A 15,269-nucleotide genomic window follows, 5' to 3' on the forward strand; every position below is an offset into this window, starting at 1 on the left:
CGCTCTAGCATGATAATCAATCTGTTACAGTATTCAGGTGCTCTGCCAGCTCGGTTACCAAGGCACTCGCGCCGATACGCATGGTAGTACTGGTGGCCGTAACGCCGGTGATGTGTTCATATAAATCGACTAATTGTAACGCCTGAGCAATAGTACGCACGCCACCCGACGCTTTGAAGCCGACAGGCCGACCGGCAGCAGCAATTATTGTAAGCATAATTCTTGCTGCTTCCTCAGTGATACCAACAGCAACTTTACCGGTAGACGATTTAACGAAATCAGCACCACAATCAATTGCTATTTCAGTAGCTTTGGCTACTTGCTGAGCAGTAATAAGTTCACCGGACTCAATAATAACTTTCAGACAAGCATGACCGCAGCAACGCCGGACTTCCGTTAAAAAGTCACTGACATACTGATGTTCGCCTCGCAACAGAGCCTGATAAGGCATAACACAATCTATTTCAGTAGCACCAGCCGCAAGCGCAGTACTAATTTGCTGACAGACAACTGCCAGCGGCATTTCACCTTCTGGAAAATTAACTACTGTAGCTAAAGCAAAGGCCCGCTCGCTGTCAACGCCAAATTTCGCTAGCTGGCCCAGATAATCCGGATACACACAATAAGCCGCTATCGGCACGGGCAGCCTGGGTTGCTGCTTTAACCACTCAGCCATCTGTTTTGCATCATCGTTATCATCTAAGCGGGTCACATCAAGCAATTTAATTAGTTGCAATAAGCGTAGTCGGTTAGTCATTGTTAAGCTTCCGTATTTCATTTACCAGCCAGGCCATTACCGCAATGTTAGCCCTGCTAAATTTGATTGGCAGAGTAAACCAGAACAGAATAGAAATGCAAAAAGTGAAAAAAAATATTTTTTAATGGAATTTTTTAAAAGCCGACCAGTCAGAGTTAATAGTTGTAATGTTGTGTTTACTTCTCTCCCTGAAATTTAGTTGTCCTTAGTTTATCGCCGGTTTTATCCGGCGCTTTTTTTCTGCGATAGTCAATAAACAGTTCCTATTCTACTAACTGCTGTTGAAAGTGGCTTAACCAGGCCTGAGCCTGCTGGTAATCTGGTACATAACACCTTACTGTTTGCCAGAAACGCGGTGAATGGTCCATAACGACTCTGTGTGCCAGCTCATGCACCATCACATAGTCAGTCACCCAGGCTGGTGCCATTACCAGCCGCCAATTAAGGCCTATAACACCAATACTGTCGCAGTACCCCCAACGCCGTTGCCATTGGCCAAGCTTCAATTCGCGATAATCAACAGCCATGGCGTCTGCCCACGTTGACAACCGCTGATTGAACCTCACTATAGCCTGCGCCTTTAACCAATCATTCAATAATTTATCGTGCCAGGCAGCCAGTTTAGCACTGGCAACGCGTTCATTGACCGCAATGAACAGCTTATCATTATCTAGCAAGACTTCGCTCTTAGTCGCTCTGCAAAAAACAACCTTTCGCAACCTACCATCAATCAGTATTGCAGCACGTTGTTGCCAGTTAACTGCAGGCGTCAGGGCCTGTTGCCGCAATAAATGCCGCTGAATCCAGGGCTGCTTAGCGGCTATTAATTGCCGGATCTGTTTAATATCGCACCCTGCCGGCGCCCGAACTGTCACTTGCCCCTTACTAACAACAATTGCCAGGGTTTTGCGGCGGCTGTAGACAATCTGATAGTCCGGCTGTTGCTGATAATCAGCTGGCATTATCGTCGACATCTTGCCCCCTGCACACTTACCGCCTGCTCAATTCGCATGTTATGATGCAAGCCAGTTCCAGCTTGAGGCAAATAAGACAACATGAAAATAATCTCTTTTAATATTAATGGTATTCGCGCCAGACTGCACCAGTTGCGGGCACTTATTGATAAACATCAACCGGATATCATTGGCTTGCAGGAAATCAAAGTACACGATGATGAGTTTCCGATGACCCAGGTGATGGCCATGGGATACCATGTGTACCATTTTGGGCAGAAAGGCCATTATGGCGTAGCTATTTTAAGTAAACAAGCCGCGATAAACATGCAATACGGATTCCCGGGTGATACTGACGATGCGCAGCGCAGAATGCTTATTGGCCAGTATGCGTTGGCAAACGGCAAAACCCTGACAGTTCTCAACGGCTACTTTCCTCAGGGTGAGAACCGAAGCCATCCGACAAAATTTCCGGCAAAAGAAAAGTTTTATGCCGATTTACAACACTACATAGAACAACATCATAGTGTGGACGATTATCTGACAGTTATTGGTGATATTAATATTTCCCCTCTCGACTACGATATTGGTATTGGCGAAGCCAATGCTAAGCGCTGGTTACGCGAAGGAAAAACCTCTTTCCTGCCAGAAGAACGGGCATGGCTGCAGCGCCTGAAAGATTGGGGCTTAATTGATACGTATCGTCAGCTTTACCCTGACGACATCAGCCGTTTCAGCTGGTTTGATTACCGGTCTAAGGGATTTGATGACAACAGAGGCCTGCGCATAGATGTAGTGATGGCTACTCAGCCACTGGCTGAGCGTTGTACTGAAGCCGGCATTGACTACGAATTACGGGGTATTGAACGACCGTCAGATCATGCACCGGTCTGGTCCGTCTTTAATCTTGAAGAATAGCAATTACTTGCTGCCGGATGCCTTATGCGGCTTACAACCACGGCCGCATAAAGGTTTTATCCAACTGCTTGTAAGCGATAGCCAATGTGTTAGCGAGGTCTGAATAATTACGCGGCTCGTTAACGGCTTGTGTTTCCACGCCTTGCTCCCGCATTTGCTGGCGAATTTGTCGACACCAACTGACCAGCGTGGGCGGCAAGCGGGTGGATGACCGGACACCCAGCCAGTACCAACCTTGCAGTGGCAACGATAAAATAAATAACATCATCGCCAGTATCTGACCAGTAAAACCACTGCCTAGTAAAGTTAATTGGAAAAACGCAGTCAATACTGCGAGCCCCGGCAGATAACGAAAGCCCAGGCTGGTTAACTGAACAATCTTGTTTTCAGGAAACAGCGAATTAAGCTCAGGCTTTACCGGCCATACCAGACTATACCGGCGCCCTTCCTGCAACAGCGTAAATAATTTCATTGACATAGCCTCTATTCATTACAACGGCCAGACTTAACTTTAGCATAGTTACTATACGATGCGCAGGCTTAGTTGTATCAGTACCAAAGCAACAACAGCAGAAACGCTTGCGGCGTTTTTTTCAGCATTGGTTAACTCCTCCTTTTGACTTAAATTCCATCAAAATGGCCCAGATATGAATTATACAATTTTCGGGCCAAATTATATTTCCATAAAAATTAATCATTTAGAACAAAGCCACCCTGTTACCAACAATCTTACCCACAGAAGCTGTGGACAAGTTTTATCGCGCAAAGGTGACAATATCGACTGCTGTCAGCATTTTTATCAACTAAAAGAGCTGTTTCACTGAATATTCAACATTAAGTCATCGTTCTGTCATGTTTAGTTGGTAAGCCCTGGCTTACTCCTTTGTATTTCGCCAATTAGCTGCAACTAACTGCGGAAAAAAATCTCATATTACGTTAGTATTGCAGACAATTTTTTTCAGGCGGTCATCAGGCCCGATGGCTGTCAACTGACTGGTGGAATGCTTTGCTATGATCAAAATGTTTGGTATTAAAAACTGTGACACCATTAAAAAAGCGAGAAAATGGCTGGAGCAACACCAGGTTGATTATCAGTTTATCGATTACCGGCAGGACGGTCTTAGCGCTGAATTACTGGCCACATTTAGTGAAAAACTAGGCTGGCAAAATCTGCTCAATACCCGTGGTACTACATACCGGGGGCTAGCGGCTGAAATAAAAACCAATCTTACTGAAAAAATCGCACTTGAGCTGATGCTGCAACAGCCAGCCATGATCAAGCGGCCGCTGCTACAACGTAACGACACTTATATTCTTGGCTTTAATACTGAAACTTATCAACAACTTCTGGAACAATAGAATGAGCTGGCTTGATCCTCAACAAAACCCGGTATTGGCCCTGGCGATGGACTTGATATCTCGTGCATCAGTGACCCCCGAAGATGCAGGTTGTCAGCCTTTGATGGCCAGACGCTTAGCAGCGGTTGGTTTTAATATTGAAATGCTTGAATTTGCAGACACCCTGAATATGTGGGCCAGACATGGTAGTGGCAAACCGTTGTTTTGCTTTGCCGGCCATACCGACGTTGTGCCAACCGGGCCCCTGACACAGTGGCATACTCCACCTTTCACGCCTACCCTCATCGGTGATAATTTATTCGGCCGTGGCGCGGCAGATATGAAAGGCAGTCTGGCGGCAATGATAGTGGCCACCGAACGTTTTCTGGCGCAGTTTCCTGAGCCAGCGTTCAATATTGCCTATTTGATCACCAGCGATGAAGAAGGCCCTTTTATCAATGGTACCGTCCGGGTAATTGAAACACTTGAAGCCAGAAACGAAAAAATAAACTGGTGTTTAGTAGGTGAGCCATCAAGTGGTCAGAAACTGGCAGATGTTATCAAAAACGGCCGTCGTGGCTCATTAACTGGCCACTTAACCGTAAAAGGCGTTCAGGGTCACGTTGCCTATCCGCATTTAGCTGACAACCCTGTACATAAAGCTGCGCCGGCGCTGGCCGAGCTGGCTGCTGAACAATGGGACAATGGCAATGCTTTTTTCCCGGCAACCAGCTTTCAGATTGCCAATATCAATGCTGGTACCGGCGCATCTAACATCGTACCTGGCGAACTGAAAGTTATGTTTAACTTTCGCTACAGCACTGAAGTCACAGCGGAACAATTACAGCAACGGGTCTATGCGATGCTGGATAAGTATGGTCTTAATTATCAGTTGGACTGGATATTGAACGGCTTACCCTTTCTTACGGACAGTGGCAGTTTAGTTGAATCCGTTGTGGCGGCCGTAGAACAAGTACAGGGGTTTACCCCAAGACTTGAAACAACCGGTGGGACTTCCGATGGCCGCTTTATTGCACCAACCGGCGCACAGGTTGTGGAACTTGGCCCATGCAACGCAACTATTCACAAAGTTAACGAATGTGTGTCAATCCATGATCTGACAATACTGGCTGATATTTATCAGGCGTTATTGCAGCAATTACAGCAAAAACTCACAGCATGAACATGACAACCCCAGCTGCTGAGATGCTAACAGGCTGGAGCCAGGATCATCTGATAACATTAGCAGGTGGCCATCTAATCCACTGCAAGATGCAGATGGCCTGGCAACAACTGCAGCAGGCTGCTGCTGCAGATGATATAGAATTAAAAATTGTTTCAGCATTCAGAAGCTTTCAACGCCAGGCTGCAATCTGGCAGGCAAAATGCGAAGGTTCCCGACCGGTTTATAATCTGGCTCAACAGCAAGTACCTATCTCATCACTAAGTGGTTTGGCGAAACTAGAGGCTATTATGCTGTACTCAGCCATACCCGGTGCCAGCAGACATCATTGGGGTACCGAACTGGATATCTATGATGCTGCAGCAGTGCCAAAAAATTACCAGCCACAATTAATACCTAATGAATATCAGGACGCAGGTCCCTTTGCTAAATTAAGCCAATGGCTTAATAGCGAGGCCAGCAAATACGGTTTTTTCAGACCTTATCAGTTTTACCGTGGCGGCGTAGCAGCCGAACCGTGGCATCTGAGCTACGCCCCTATTGCGAATTCCTGCATGCGTGCACTATCTCTTGATACACTGCATCAATGTCTGCTACAACATCCTATAGCTGAGCAGCAAACTGTACTGGCTAATTTAAAGCAACTGTATCAGTGTTACGTTATCAATATATGTGAGGACACCTGATGAACTGGCCGTTATTCTGGGCATTACTTTTTGGTTTTGGCATGATCATCGGCAATATTATGCTGGTAAAACATTCGGCCAAAATTAAAATGCCCAGCCTGAAAGATGCTAAGGAAACTCATCCAAGATCAGCTGGCGACAGCAGTGATGTTACTCGTCGTCGCGCTGCCGCTGAAAAGCCGAATAGCCCTGAGTAAAACGTTGCAACTGGTCGCGCAGGTTTGGTGGTGTACCTTTGATAATTAAGGTATCCGTTCCAACATCGTATTGTACCCGCTCACCCAGTAATTTCTCATCAAAACTTAACGACAAACCTCCTCCGGCACCATTAAATTTGACCATCTTTTTCAGCTCTTTTACTTCAACCGGAAATTGCTCTGCCACTTCAAGTTGTTGTTCAGCACAATAATGCAAAAAACCATTTTCCTGCTCAGGATCAACCACCGCGGAGAGCTCAGCTAACACTACATCCTGGCCCGCCTTTACCCGCTCTTCACAGTAATCAAACACCTGACGTCTGGCTGCAGTTTTTTCACCTTGTTCAAACTCAGCTGCCGCAAAATACTCTTCAACCGAAGACAGCACTTTCTGACTGTTTTGACGGGCATCTGTACCCTCAGCACAACCAAGGAAATCAAGAAAAAAATCAGCGACTTTTCTGCCCGCCCTGCCCCGGATAAAGCTAATGTAGTTCCCGCCGTCAGCATTTACTTTATATTCTGTCAGATCTAACCTGGCTGCTAACTGCATTCTGGCAATATCGAGATGGCGCGAAGTTGATAAATCCAGCTGCTCAGTAAGCGCAAAGTGATCTTTGCTGCCAAGCAAACACACTAACAGAAACTCACTGGCCAAATAACGATAATGGCCCAGCAATAAATAGCCGGTTTCCGGCAGCTGATGGCTACTTAACTGCGTAATTAAGTTGTCGGTCATTGCTTTGGCAAACCCCAGGTAATCTGTATCGCCTGCCTGCCAGCTGGCGATTGCCTGAGGTGTTTTCGGGTCTTTATCTGCGGTAAAACTGGCATAGCCTTTAGCTGGTTTGCCATTATATGCCAGGTGCAGTTGCTCCAGCAGAGTGGATACCGACCCATCAGAGCCGATTAATTGCTCCCGGTAATGAGCACTGTGTTCACCACTGGCTGACAGGTCAATATAATTAATAGCTAAATGAAGTACATCCACGGACATAATTTTTCCTGTTTTTACTGAAATCTGATACTATTCTCTAGTCTGAGTATCATCTTAATCTGAGTGACGCATGCCCATTGTATCAAAGTATTCCACCACACAAATTGAAAATCTGGTAAATCAGTTACTGGATACCTTTCACAACAACAATGCAACGACGGAACTCAGCCTGATGTGTTTAGGTAATGCGGTCAGTCATGTGATTAACAGCAGCGTGCCGGCATCACAACGCGCTGCTGTTGCCAACCACTTTAGCCAGGCATTAGCCGACGCTATCAACAGTAAAAGCAATTAACCCCAATGGTTATTGAACAAAACTTATCGCTGGTTAAAAAGGTGAATCGGCTGCTAAGTTGGGGTCATTGGTTCAGTTTCTTTAATGTTTTGCTGGCGTTGGCAGTTACCAGTGTTTACTGGTTATCAGAGCCCTCTCCGGAAACGGTGCTGGGCTGGATATATTTGTTGTGTTACTGGCTGGGACACACCGCATTTCTTTGTTTTATGTTTTTTATCGTTACCGTATTCCCGCTCTCGCTTATCTTTCCTTATCAGAAACATGTACGGGGGCTTGCGGCGCTACTGGCCACAGTTGGCATGGTAGTGCTGATTTTTGATGCGTATGTTTACGCTAACCTCGGTTATCATATTGGCAGTACATCATATCATCAGACCATAGAGCTGTTACGACAGCAGGTCGTCACTAACCTGCGCAATTTCGTGCTGATTGTCAGCTGTGTTGCAGCAATCCTGATAGCCATTGAACTAGTGATCAGTAATTACTGTTGGAAAAAAAATGCCAGGCTCAAGCAAAGCAATATCAGCCGCCCGTTGCTGGTGGTGTTTATTGGCAGCTTTATGTTAAGCCACGTCATCCATATTTATGCTGATGCCCGTTTAAAATGGGACGTAACCAGGCTTGATAATGTCTTACCGTTTTCCTACCCGGCTACAGCGAAAAGCTTTCTGGCAAGATACCAGTTGGTTGACTTGGCTCAGCGGGCACAGCGCCAGGCAGATCGGCTGAGTATTTCCAGTCCGGAACTTAGCTTGCGTCAGTTACAATGCTCGGCAACCCAAACAGATCCGATTCTGGTCTTAATTACCAACCAAATTTCCAATGAAACAGCTGATTTTATGCGTCAGCAAGGATTACGCTGGCACGAACAGCACTTTGCACCGAACAACAATGCAGAGGCATTATTGCACTTGCTGTATGGCCAGTTCCTTCTGACTGCAGACAGCCAGCAGCAACTACAGCAATCGCCTGCATTTATTGACCAGTTACCTGCCAACACGCTGTCTATCGACAGTAAATCTGCCAGTATAACTGCAATGCTACCCTGGCTTCCTCAAGGACCACAAATTGAAGAAGCAGTAGCCACTATTATTTTTGATGACTCACCGGTAGATAACTGGACAGCGTATCAGGGTTTTCAGCATATCGTGGTATTACCGCTTATCAGTAAACAGCCAACTTTTGTATTAGCACCGGTGGCCGCAATGGTTCGGTGGCCAAAACTGCATGAAAATTTAGAACAGCATGGTTCACAACATCTGGATTTATTACCCACCTTACTGAGCTCTGCTGGTTGCCGTGCCGAAGAAAGCTGGTTGGGAGATAACCTGCTACGACGACCTGCTCTACCCAAGCTCAGTATCAGCATGCAAGATATTGTCAGTATTCGCAAAGATAAAATGGTTGTGCTACGCCAGGATGGCAGCTATGGGGTATGGTCAGCCGGCACACTGCTACCATTGAATGAGAAGCTTGATACCCCTATGTTGACAGATGCTTTAAAAAGGCTTGAACCAGCAGAGAAATAATTTTGACTACTGCAGGGTTTTTGGCACTTTGATCTTCGGCCTTTTCCCTGCCAGCTCTAACTCTGCAAGATGAAACAAGTTAGTAAATACAATTGGCGGAGCTGGCTCACTAAAGCGCTCGATAAAAGCTATCTGTGCATCTTTAACCATCTGCAAACACAATTGGTCATACTGGCTGTAGCCGTCGTAAGAGTAAGGCTCATCTAATTCAGCTAAACCCGTCTCCTGCTGTTTACGCATAAACCAATTCAACAAGAATTCATATTGCTTTATATCTAACCATTGTCGGCAGTCCATCGGCTTTCCTATATTTACTGCGATAACTCGGCTGAACCGTTTCAAGCCATTCTATCATCTATATTCTAGATTACATTAAGCAGTTTTATTCACTATATATACTAATGAGAATCGTTATTATCTAACAAGATCATTAGGAGTTTGAATCATGCTTAAAACAATCACTTTCGCTGTAATGCATTTTACTATCGCTTTTGCAGTCACTTACGCAATAACTGGCGATCTGGTTCTGGGTGGCCTGGTCGCAGTAATAGAGCCCGCCGCTAACACCGTTGCGTATTTTTTTCACGAAAAAATTTGGCAGCAACTACAGCGAGAAAAACACGTCAGACATCCGGTGCAAAAACTTAGTCGCACCTTAGGGTAAGTGTAGCTGCATTCCAGGCGGCAGCTGCACCAAATAAGCTCTGCAGCAAGCTGTAAAAGCAGTTACAATACGCTATTAGTAAGATGAACCTGGATAAACAATGATTGCACTGGGCACCCTGAATACCTTAACTGTAAAAAAGCAGGTTAAGTTTGGTTTTTACCTCGACGGCTTAAGTTGGGGAGAAATACTATTGCCAAATAATGTGGCACCAGCAGGCCTTCAGATAGATCAGGACCTGCAGGTTTTTCTCTATCTTGACTCAGAAGATCAGCTCATTGCCACTACTGAAAAGCCAGCGATCATGGTCGGTCAGGTTGCGATGTTACCCGTTGTTGCCGTGACAAAAGTTGGCGCCTTTTTAAACTGGGGCCTGAAAAAAGATTTACTGGTACCTTTTAGTGAACAACAAATTCCTTTAAAGGAAGGCCAAAAATATTTGGTTTACTGCTATGTCGATCTCAGTAACCGGATTGTCGCTTCGACAAAATTAGACCGCCATCTGCATAAAACCGAACCACGTTACAACCCCGGTGATAAAGTCGATATAATTGTCAGCGAGCAAACCGATATTGGTTATAAAGCCGTGGTAAACCACCAGCACTGGGGGGTGCTTTATAAAAATGAAGTCTTTAAACCCTTGCGTCGTGGTGACAAACATACGGCCTACATTGTTAAAGTAAGAGACGATGGCAAGATAGATTTGCGCCTAACCGCCACAACCTATAAACAAGCGTTAGAGCTTACAGAGCAAATCATGACGAAGTTAAAGCAGAATGGCGGCAAGCTTGCATTAACCGATAAAAGCTCACCAGAACTTATCTATGAAGCGTTTGGCGTAAGTAAAAAAGCTTATAAACAAGCTATTGGCACGCTTTATAAAGATAAAAAAATTGTAATTTTAGACGCAGGCATCATGTTAGTTGGCAGCTAAACCCCCTTTAACGACCAGAATGGCAAAAATTCAGCCTGTAATAAACTGGCTGCTTGATCTGTTTCAGCGCCATTCCGGACTGATGGCTGTATTGGCGTTTGTCTCTGGAATTGCCAGTTATGTCCTGGTTGATCGAAAAGAATCAATTGCCCAGTTTATTGCCGCTTTTATGTTATTCAGCTGGGTTTTACTGGTCGCTGATAATTGGCTGAGGGCCAGTTTGGAACGCCGGTTTGGCTGGAATTTATCGCCGATAGTTATACGATTTCTGACCCAGTTGGTGCATCAGGAGAGTTTATTTTTCGCCTTACCTTTTTTTCTGGCGGTAACCAGTTGGGACCATGGTCAGGCAGTATTCACAAGTTTGTTATTGGTTTGTGCGCTAGTTTCAATCATTGACCCGCTCTATTATAAATATCTGGCCACACGCTATGCCCTTTTTGTCGCTTTCCATACCCTGGCATTATTTGTCGTAATGCTGGTAGTGCTGCCACTACTGTTACAGCTCACTACCCAGCAAAGCCTTATTGCAGCAATTATTGCCGCTATGCTGTTCAGCCTGCCAAGTATGATTAGGGTGTTACCGCCTGGCCGCTGGTGGCGGCTGCCGATGTTAATGGGTATGCTCTGCCTGATGGCTGTGACGCTATGGCAACTGCGCAGTTGGGTCCCCCCTGCCGGCATAAGGCTAACCGATATTGCTATCTCGCATCAGGTTGACGAAGCACAACGTAAGGCTGGCGCCAATATCAAGCAGTTAACCGTAGCAGATCTAGAGAATGGCCTGTATGCCTGGACTGCAGTACGAGCCCCAAGGGGGCTAAGAGAGAAAGTTCATCATGTCTGGTTACTCAATGGCCGGGAAGTTGATCGGATTGTACTGGATATCCGAGGGGGTCGGGAGGCCGGCTATCGGGCCTGGAGTCACAAGCTAGTGTTTCCCCCCTATCCTGCTGGCAACTGGCAAGTTCAGGTAGTAACTGAGTCTGGCCGTTTGATTGGGCTGACCCGTTTTAAAGTGACAAAAAAACCAATCAAGCCAGTAAAAACAACGATCGATTAGCGTTGCAGAAAATAGAAAAGGGCCGGTAGGCCCTTTTCTATGCTTCAATATTTTTAATCTTTGAGGCGATTAAATTCCTGCTCTGCCTGGTCACGGCTCATGCCGTAACGCTCCTGCATTTTGCCACAGAATTTTTCAAAACTACCGTCAACTTGCTGTATATCGTCATCAGTCAATTTGCCCCATTTTTCTTTAACCGAGCCTTTCATTTGACGCCATTTACCTTCTGCGATATCACTATTCATAATCATTCTCCATTGGATTACAGAACAAAAGCCATGCTGTAGAGAGTGTGCACAGACGCAAACTACGGCAACAACACTATTAATTCTGCAATGCCCATACCAACTAAAAATTAATTATAAACCATTGAATATATTCAATTTAAAAAACATTTCAATTTTAGCGTTAACTTAATTTTAAAAAATAAAGTACAATTTACCGACCAGTCTGAAAAAAATGCAGGCTGCTGGCTTCTCTGCCAGGCTAATTCTGCTAGTTAACAGACGCTACGGTTGTCCGGCTTCGACAGTACCATGTGCACAGCACTGGTAGCGCGCTCCATAAAGCCACCTTCGCAATAACATAAGTAAAAATGCCACAGCCGGATAAAATTGTCGTCATATCCTAGCTGATGCACCGCATCTCGCTGATGCATGAAGTTATCACACCATAATTTCAACGTTTTTGCGTAATCAAAGCCAATGTCCTGCACATGGCGGATAACTAAGTCCGTTTTCCGACTTACCGCAGTAGCCATCCGGCTAAGGGAAGGCAGGCATCCACCCGGGAAAACATATCTTTTGATAAAATCCACTTCCCGTACGTATTGCTGATATCGTTGATCAACTATGGTAATAGCTTGCAGTAACATTAAGCCATCCGGTTTCAGTAAACTGGCGCACTTCTGAAAATACTCGTCCAGATAATTATCACCGACAGCTTCAATCATCTCAATGGACACTAATTTATCGAACTGGCCAGTTAAGTCACGATAATCCTCAAACAATAACGTTATCCTATCCTGTAGACCTAAGGCTTCAACCTTGGCTTTTGCATATGCCAGTTGTTCAGCTGAAATGGTAGTAGTGGTTACTTTACAGCCATAATGCTGTGCAGCATAAATGGCTAGGCCTCCCCAGCCGGTACCTATCTCAATTAAATGATCAGTAGGGCTTAATTGCAATTTGTCACAGATCTGTTTCAGTTTATACTGCTGAGCCGTTGCCAAATCGGCCGTCTCGGTTGGAAAAACTGCACTGGAATACATCATGCTGTCATCTAGAAACAGTTGGTACATTTCATTGCCAAGATCATAATGCGCAGCAATATTTTTCCTAGCCTGTGCTTTGGAATTACTGTTACGCCAATTCAATGCTTTAAGAAACGGCCTGCTTAATCTGGACCAGGTAGAATCCATTTTATCTAAAAGGGGCAAGTTACGACCAAAAATTCGCACCAGGGCGGTGAGGTTGTCACAGCGCCAGTACCCTTCAATATAGGCTTCTCCCCCGCCAACAGAACCGGCCAGCACCAGTTTCTGATAAAAGCCAGGGTCCAGCACGGTTAATGTGACTTTTAAGTCACTGCCCACCTCTCCCAGCTGAAATCGTTGTTCTCCTTCAATCAGGGTTATCTCGCCCTGCTTAAGTTGCCCCAAAAAAGTCAGGGTAAATTTGCGGCACAGCCGGTCAAACCAACCCAAATTTGCAAACACCGCTTGATCGGTAAGCGATAAACTCATAACTACTGTTCCCTGGATTTTGGATGTTGATGCAGCGGCACACCCTTTAAATAAAGTTTTAATGCCTGCCAGTATATGCGCCACATTACCTGTACGTTTTGCCATGGATGGCGGATCAGGATCCGCCGACGGTTAGCTTTAGTCAAATCGAAGCGTTTTAACTTAATCCAGGCACTGAATACTGCCTGCTGCTGTTTAAGGTTCGTGATGCTGCAGTACAGCTGGTTTGTTGGCTCAGGTATTTGCCAGCGATACTGCATGTCAATTGGATTAAATGGCGACACGTGAAAGGCCTTATCATGCTGATAAAAGCCGGCTTGGTCACTATCTGAATAAATGGTTTGAAGGTAGTAATGACGTTCATTCCACGGTGTGTTACTGACTTCCGCCAGTAAATAGCAGAATGCGCCATGCTCATCATAGCAGTAGTAAAGTGTAATAGGACTGAAGTAATAACCCCAGTTAGCCAGTGGCGTCAGCAGAAAAACCTTGGCAAGCTGCTTTTCACCGCCTAACTCACGCACTTTATCCTGCACAGCCCGCACTAGAACTTTATTGCCTGCCAGATAGTCATTGCGCCGATAGCTTAGCGCGGCAAAGCCTTCGTGTTTTATCCCAACCTCGGATAAACTTTCTGGTGTCAACTGGTCACAATCAAGCCAGAAGGCATTAAGGGAATAATTGAAACCATGCGCCTTTGGCACAAAACGTTTGTGACCGACATCACCACAATACACTGCATGTCCGGCTTGCATTAATACTTTATCCCAAACATTGCCGCAACATCCACTGCACTTCGGGCACCGTCTTCATGAAAACCGTTATACCAGTATGCGCCACAGAAATAACTATGATTTTTACCATTAATTACGTTCCGCTGTAGTTGCGCTGCCATTGTCATCATATTGTAAACCGGGTGCGCATAACGGTAGGTTCCAAGTATTTTGTCGCTGGCAATAGCGCTAGTGTTATTTAAGGTCACGCAAAACGTTACTGGTGCGTCCAGACGTTGCAGTATATTCATATTATAAGTCAAGGTTGCACGGCTGCGATCAGTCGCATCCAGGTTATAATTCCATGACGCCCAGGCCGCACGACGTTTCGGCAGCAAGCTGGTATCAGTGTGCAAAACCACTTCGTTCTGTTGATAAGCGATAGCACCTAATATTGACTGCTCATCAGTTGTTGCATCGTCTCCCAGCAACGCCAATGCCTGGTCGCTATGACAGGAAAAAATTACTTTATCGAATTGCTCGGTTTTACCATTGGCAAAATTTAAACTGACGCCGTATTCATTCCGGGTCACCGATGAGATGTTTTGCGACAACCTGAGGTTAGTAGTACCCAGACGGCTTAACAACGCGTCTACATAACGTTTTGAGCCCCCCTTTATCACAGCCCATTGTGGTCGATCGGTAATATTGAGCAGGCCATGATTATTGAAAAAACGCAAAAAAAACCGGACCGGGAACGATGGCATCTCGGTTAAACCAGCAGACCAGATAGCGGCGCCCATGGGCAACAGATAATTATCCCGCATGGCATTACCAAACTTATACTTTTGCAGGAACTCACCCAGCTTTAAATCCAGGTCCGGGTGCTCTTGTGCAACTAACTGTTTGCCTAATTTATTAAAACGAACAATATCAGCCAGCATCCGCCAGAATGAAGGTCGCAACAGGTTACGTTTCTGAGCAAATAAGCTGGCGAGGGTATTACCGTTATACTCCAGATCATGTCGTGAATTTTTGACCGAAAAACTCATTTCTGTATCAAGTTTTTCTACCGCTAAATCGGCGATAAACTTGTTAAATACCGGATAGGTCCAGTCATTAAATACAATAAAACCGGTATCAATTGCATATTTCTCACCTGCTACTTCAACCTCAACAGTAGCGGTGTGTCCTCCCAGATAATCATTTGCTTCGAATAAAGTGACATCATGTTCCTGCTGTAATAAATACCAGCTGAGCATGCCAGAGATGCCCCCGCCAATTACTGCTATACGCAT

At 45.4% G+C, this 15,269-nt stretch carries 19 protein-coding genes; 10 read left to right on the top strand and 9 right to left on the bottom strand.

The window, feature by feature from the left end; translation table 11 throughout:
- Positions 1-16: 16 nt before the first annotated feature.
- Positions 17-757, bottom strand: coding sequence for a deoxyribose-phosphate aldolase (gene deoC / locus KG631_RS06640; protein ID WP_213997039.1), 741 nt, complete (start codon positions 755-757; stop codon positions 17-19).
- 263 nt (positions 758-1,020) lie between these two features.
- On the bottom strand, positions 1,021-1,731 hold the full coding sequence (locus KG631_RS06645; RefSeq protein ID WP_213997041.1) for a SprT family zinc-dependent metalloprotease: 711 nt from the start codon (positions 1,729-1,731) through the stop codon (positions 1,021-1,023).
- A gap of 81 nt (positions 1,732-1,812) precedes the next feature.
- On the opposite strand from KG631_RS06645, the gene xthA reads away from it, so the two are divergent.
- Complete coding sequence (gene xthA / locus KG631_RS06650) at positions 1,813-2,628, top strand: exodeoxyribonuclease III (protein WP_213997044.1); 816 nt, start codon at positions 1,813-1,815, stop codon at positions 2,626-2,628.
- 31 nt (positions 2,629-2,659) lie between these two features.
- On the opposite strand, the gene yfbV is transcribed toward xthA, so the two are convergent.
- Complete coding sequence (gene yfbV / locus KG631_RS06655) at positions 2,660-3,100, bottom strand: terminus macrodomain insulation protein YfbV (protein WP_213997046.1); 441 nt, start codon at positions 3,098-3,100, stop codon at positions 2,660-2,662.
- Positions 3,101-3,639: 539 nt separating this feature from the next.
- On the opposite strand from yfbV, the gene KG631_RS06660 reads away from it, so the two are divergent.
- The 4 genes from KG631_RS06660 to KG631_RS06675 are packed head-to-tail and all read left to right on the top strand — an operon-like array spanning position 3,640 to position 6,032.
- Positions 3,640-3,987 (top strand): ArsC family reductase, encoded by a 348-nt coding sequence (locus KG631_RS06660; RefSeq protein ID WP_213997051.1) that lies wholly within the window; start codon positions 3,640-3,642, stop codon positions 3,985-3,987.
- Between the two features lies 1 nt (position 3,988).
- Positions 3,989-5,149, top strand: a complete 1,161-nt coding sequence (dapE, locus tag KG631_RS06665; protein WP_213997057.1) for a succinyl-diaminopimelate desuccinylase — start codon at positions 3,989-3,991, stop codon at positions 5,147-5,149.
- A 2-nt stretch (positions 5,150-5,151) separates the two neighbouring features.
- A complete protein-coding gene (locus tag KG631_RS06670; protein ID WP_301003662.1) occupies positions 5,152-5,835 on the top strand; it encodes a M15 family metallopeptidase in 684 nt (227 codons plus the stop codon).
- The gene (locus tag KG631_RS06675; protein WP_213997063.1) at positions 5,835-6,032 is read left to right on the top strand and encodes a DUF2897 family protein; all 198 of its coding nucleotides are present in this window, start codon (positions 5,835-5,837) and stop codon (positions 6,030-6,032) included. The genes KG631_RS06670 and KG631_RS06675 overlap by 1 nt, the downstream gene beginning before the upstream one ends.
- Here the strand turns inward: KG631_RS06675 and yejK are convergent.
- Positions 5,986-7,029, bottom strand: coding sequence for a nucleoid-associated protein YejK (gene yejK, locus KG631_RS06680; protein WP_213997066.1), 1,044 nt, complete (start codon positions 7,027-7,029; stop codon positions 5,986-5,988). The two genes, KG631_RS06675 and yejK, sit on opposite strands and share 47 nt — an antisense overlap.
- Before the next feature lie 70 nt (positions 7,030-7,099).
- Between yejK and KG631_RS06685 the strand changes: the two genes are divergently transcribed.
- Both KG631_RS06685 and KG631_RS06690 read left to right on the top strand, forming a co-directional pair.
- Entirely contained in the window at positions 7,100-7,324 is a 225-nt protein-coding gene (locus KG631_RS06685; protein WP_213997067.1) for a DUF1414 domain-containing protein, read from the top strand.
- Between the two features lie 5 nt (positions 7,325-7,329).
- On the top strand, positions 7,330-8,853 hold the full coding sequence (locus KG631_RS06690; RefSeq protein WP_213997072.1) for a DUF3413 domain-containing protein: 1,524 nt from the start codon (positions 7,330-7,332) through the stop codon (positions 8,851-8,853).
- A 6-nt stretch (positions 8,854-8,859) separates the two neighbouring features.
- Here the strand turns inward: KG631_RS06690 and KG631_RS06695 are convergent, their stop codons facing one another.
- Positions 8,860-9,195 carry a hypothetical protein gene (locus KG631_RS06695; protein WP_301003663.1) on the bottom strand — a complete coding sequence of 112 codons (336 nt, stop codon included), beginning with the start codon at positions 9,193-9,195 and terminating at the stop codon, positions 8,860-8,862.
- Positions 9,196-9,298: 103 nt separating this feature from the next.
- Here KG631_RS06695 and KG631_RS06700 point away from each other — a divergent pair, with 103 nt between their 5' ends.
- The 3 genes from KG631_RS06700 (at position 9,299) to KG631_RS06710 (ending at position 11,514) form a co-directional block, all read left to right on the top strand.
- Complete coding sequence (locus KG631_RS06700; protein WP_213997075.1) at positions 9,299-9,517, top strand: DUF2061 domain-containing protein; 219 nt, start codon at positions 9,299-9,301, stop codon at positions 9,515-9,517.
- A gap of 100 nt (positions 9,518-9,617) precedes the next feature.
- On the top strand, positions 9,618-10,451 hold the full coding sequence (locus tag KG631_RS06705) for a S1-like domain-containing RNA-binding protein (protein WP_213997076.1): 834 nt from the start codon (positions 9,618-9,620) through the stop codon (positions 10,449-10,451).
- 19 nt (positions 10,452-10,470) lie between these two features.
- A complete protein-coding gene (locus KG631_RS06710) occupies positions 10,471-11,514 on the top strand; it encodes a DUF5924 family protein (RefSeq protein WP_213997087.1) in 1,044 nt (347 codons plus the stop codon).
- 53 nt (positions 11,515-11,567) lie between these two features.
- Here KG631_RS06710 and KG631_RS06715 read toward each other — a convergent pair whose 3' ends face one another.
- The 4 genes from KG631_RS06715 to KG631_RS06730 all read right to left on the bottom strand — a co-directional run bounded on the left by KG631_RS06715 (position 11,568) and on the right by KG631_RS06730 (position 15,269).
- Positions 11,568-11,759: a CsbD family protein gene (locus tag KG631_RS06715; protein WP_213997088.1), complete on the bottom strand. Its 192-nt coding sequence runs from the start codon at positions 11,757-11,759 to the stop codon at positions 11,568-11,570.
- Positions 11,760-12,013: 254 nt separating this feature from the next.
- The gene (locus tag KG631_RS06720; RefSeq protein WP_213997093.1) at positions 12,014-13,258 is read right to left on the bottom strand and encodes a cyclopropane-fatty-acyl-phospholipid synthase family protein; all 1,245 of its coding nucleotides are present in this window, start codon (positions 13,256-13,258) and stop codon (positions 12,014-12,016) included.
- Between the two features lie 2 nt (positions 13,259-13,260).
- The gene (locus tag KG631_RS06725; RefSeq protein WP_213997094.1) at positions 13,261-14,013 is read right to left on the bottom strand and encodes a DUF1365 domain-containing protein; all 753 of its coding nucleotides are present in this window, start codon (positions 14,011-14,013) and stop codon (positions 13,261-13,263) included.
- Positions 14,013-15,269, bottom strand: coding sequence for an FAD-dependent oxidoreductase (locus tag KG631_RS06730; RefSeq protein ID WP_213997096.1), 1,257 nt, complete (start codon positions 15,267-15,269; stop codon positions 14,013-14,015). The genes KG631_RS06725 and KG631_RS06730 overlap by 1 nt, the downstream gene beginning before the upstream one ends.

The sequence above is a fragment of the Arsukibacterium sp. genome (assembly GCF_018402695.1).
Taxonomy (GTDB): domain Bacteria; phylum Pseudomonadota; class Gammaproteobacteria; order Enterobacterales; family Alteromonadaceae; genus Alishewanella.

What these genes read in the sequence shown, in the direction of transcription:
- KG631_RS06715 (WP_213997088.1), bottom strand. Translation starts at nt 11,759, where the DNA reads ATGAATAGTGATATCGCAGAAGGTAAATGGCGTCAAATGAAAGGCTCG.
- KG631_RS06675 (WP_213997063.1), top strand. Translation starts at nt 5,835, where the DNA reads ATGAACTGGCCGTTATTCTGGGCATTACTTTTTGGTTTTGGCATGATC.
- yfbV (WP_213997046.1), bottom strand. Translation starts at nt 3,100, where the DNA reads ATGAAATTATTTACGCTGTTGCAGGAAGGGCGCCGGTATAGTCTGGTA.
- KG631_RS06700 (WP_213997075.1), top strand. Translation starts at nt 9,299, where the DNA reads ATGCTTAAAACAATCACTTTCGCTGTAATGCATTTTACTATCGCTTTT.
- KG631_RS06670 (WP_301003662.1), top strand. Translation starts at nt 5,152, where the DNA reads ATGACAACCCCAGCTGCTGAGATGCTAACAGGCTGGAGCCAGGATCAT.
- KG631_RS06645 (WP_213997041.1), bottom strand. Translation starts at nt 1,731, where the DNA reads ATGTCGACGATAATGCCAGCTGATTATCAGCAACAGCCGGACTATCAG.
- dapE (WP_213997057.1), top strand. Translation starts at nt 3,989, where the DNA reads ATGAGCTGGCTTGATCCTCAACAAAACCCGGTATTGGCCCTGGCGATG.
- KG631_RS06710 (WP_213997087.1), top strand. Translation starts at nt 10,471, where the DNA reads ATGGCAAAAATTCAGCCTGTAATAAACTGGCTGCTTGATCTGTTTCAG.
- deoC (WP_213997039.1), bottom strand. Translation starts at nt 757, where the DNA reads ATGACTAACCGACTACGCTTATTGCAACTAATTAAATTGCTTGATGTG.
- yejK (WP_213997066.1), bottom strand. Translation starts at nt 7,029, where the DNA reads ATGTCCGTGGATGTACTTCATTTAGCTATTAATTATATTGACCTGTCA.
- KG631_RS06660 (WP_213997051.1), top strand. Translation starts at nt 3,640, where the DNA reads ATGATCAAAATGTTTGGTATTAAAAACTGTGACACCATTAAAAAAGCG.
- xthA (WP_213997044.1), top strand. Translation starts at nt 1,813, where the DNA reads ATGAAAATAATCTCTTTTAATATTAATGGTATTCGCGCCAGACTGCAC.
- KG631_RS06685 (WP_213997067.1), top strand. Translation starts at nt 7,100, where the DNA reads ATGCCCATTGTATCAAAGTATTCCACCACACAAATTGAAAATCTGGTA.
- KG631_RS06725 (WP_213997094.1), bottom strand. Translation starts at nt 14,013, where the DNA reads ATGCAAGCCGGACATGCAGTGTATTGTGGTGATGTCGGTCACAAACGT.
- KG631_RS06690 (WP_213997072.1), top strand. Translation starts at nt 7,330, where the DNA reads ATGGTTATTGAACAAAACTTATCGCTGGTTAAAAAGGTGAATCGGCTG.
- KG631_RS06730 (WP_213997096.1), bottom strand. Translation starts at nt 15,269, where the DNA reads ATGCGTATAGCAGTAATTGGCGGGGGCATCTCTGGCATGCTCAGCTGG.
- KG631_RS06705 (WP_213997076.1), top strand. Translation starts at nt 9,618, where the DNA reads ATGATTGCACTGGGCACCCTGAATACCTTAACTGTAAAAAAGCAGGTT.
- KG631_RS06720 (WP_213997093.1), bottom strand. Translation starts at nt 13,258, where the DNA reads ATGAGTTTATCGCTTACCGATCAAGCGGTGTTTGCAAATTTGGGTTGG.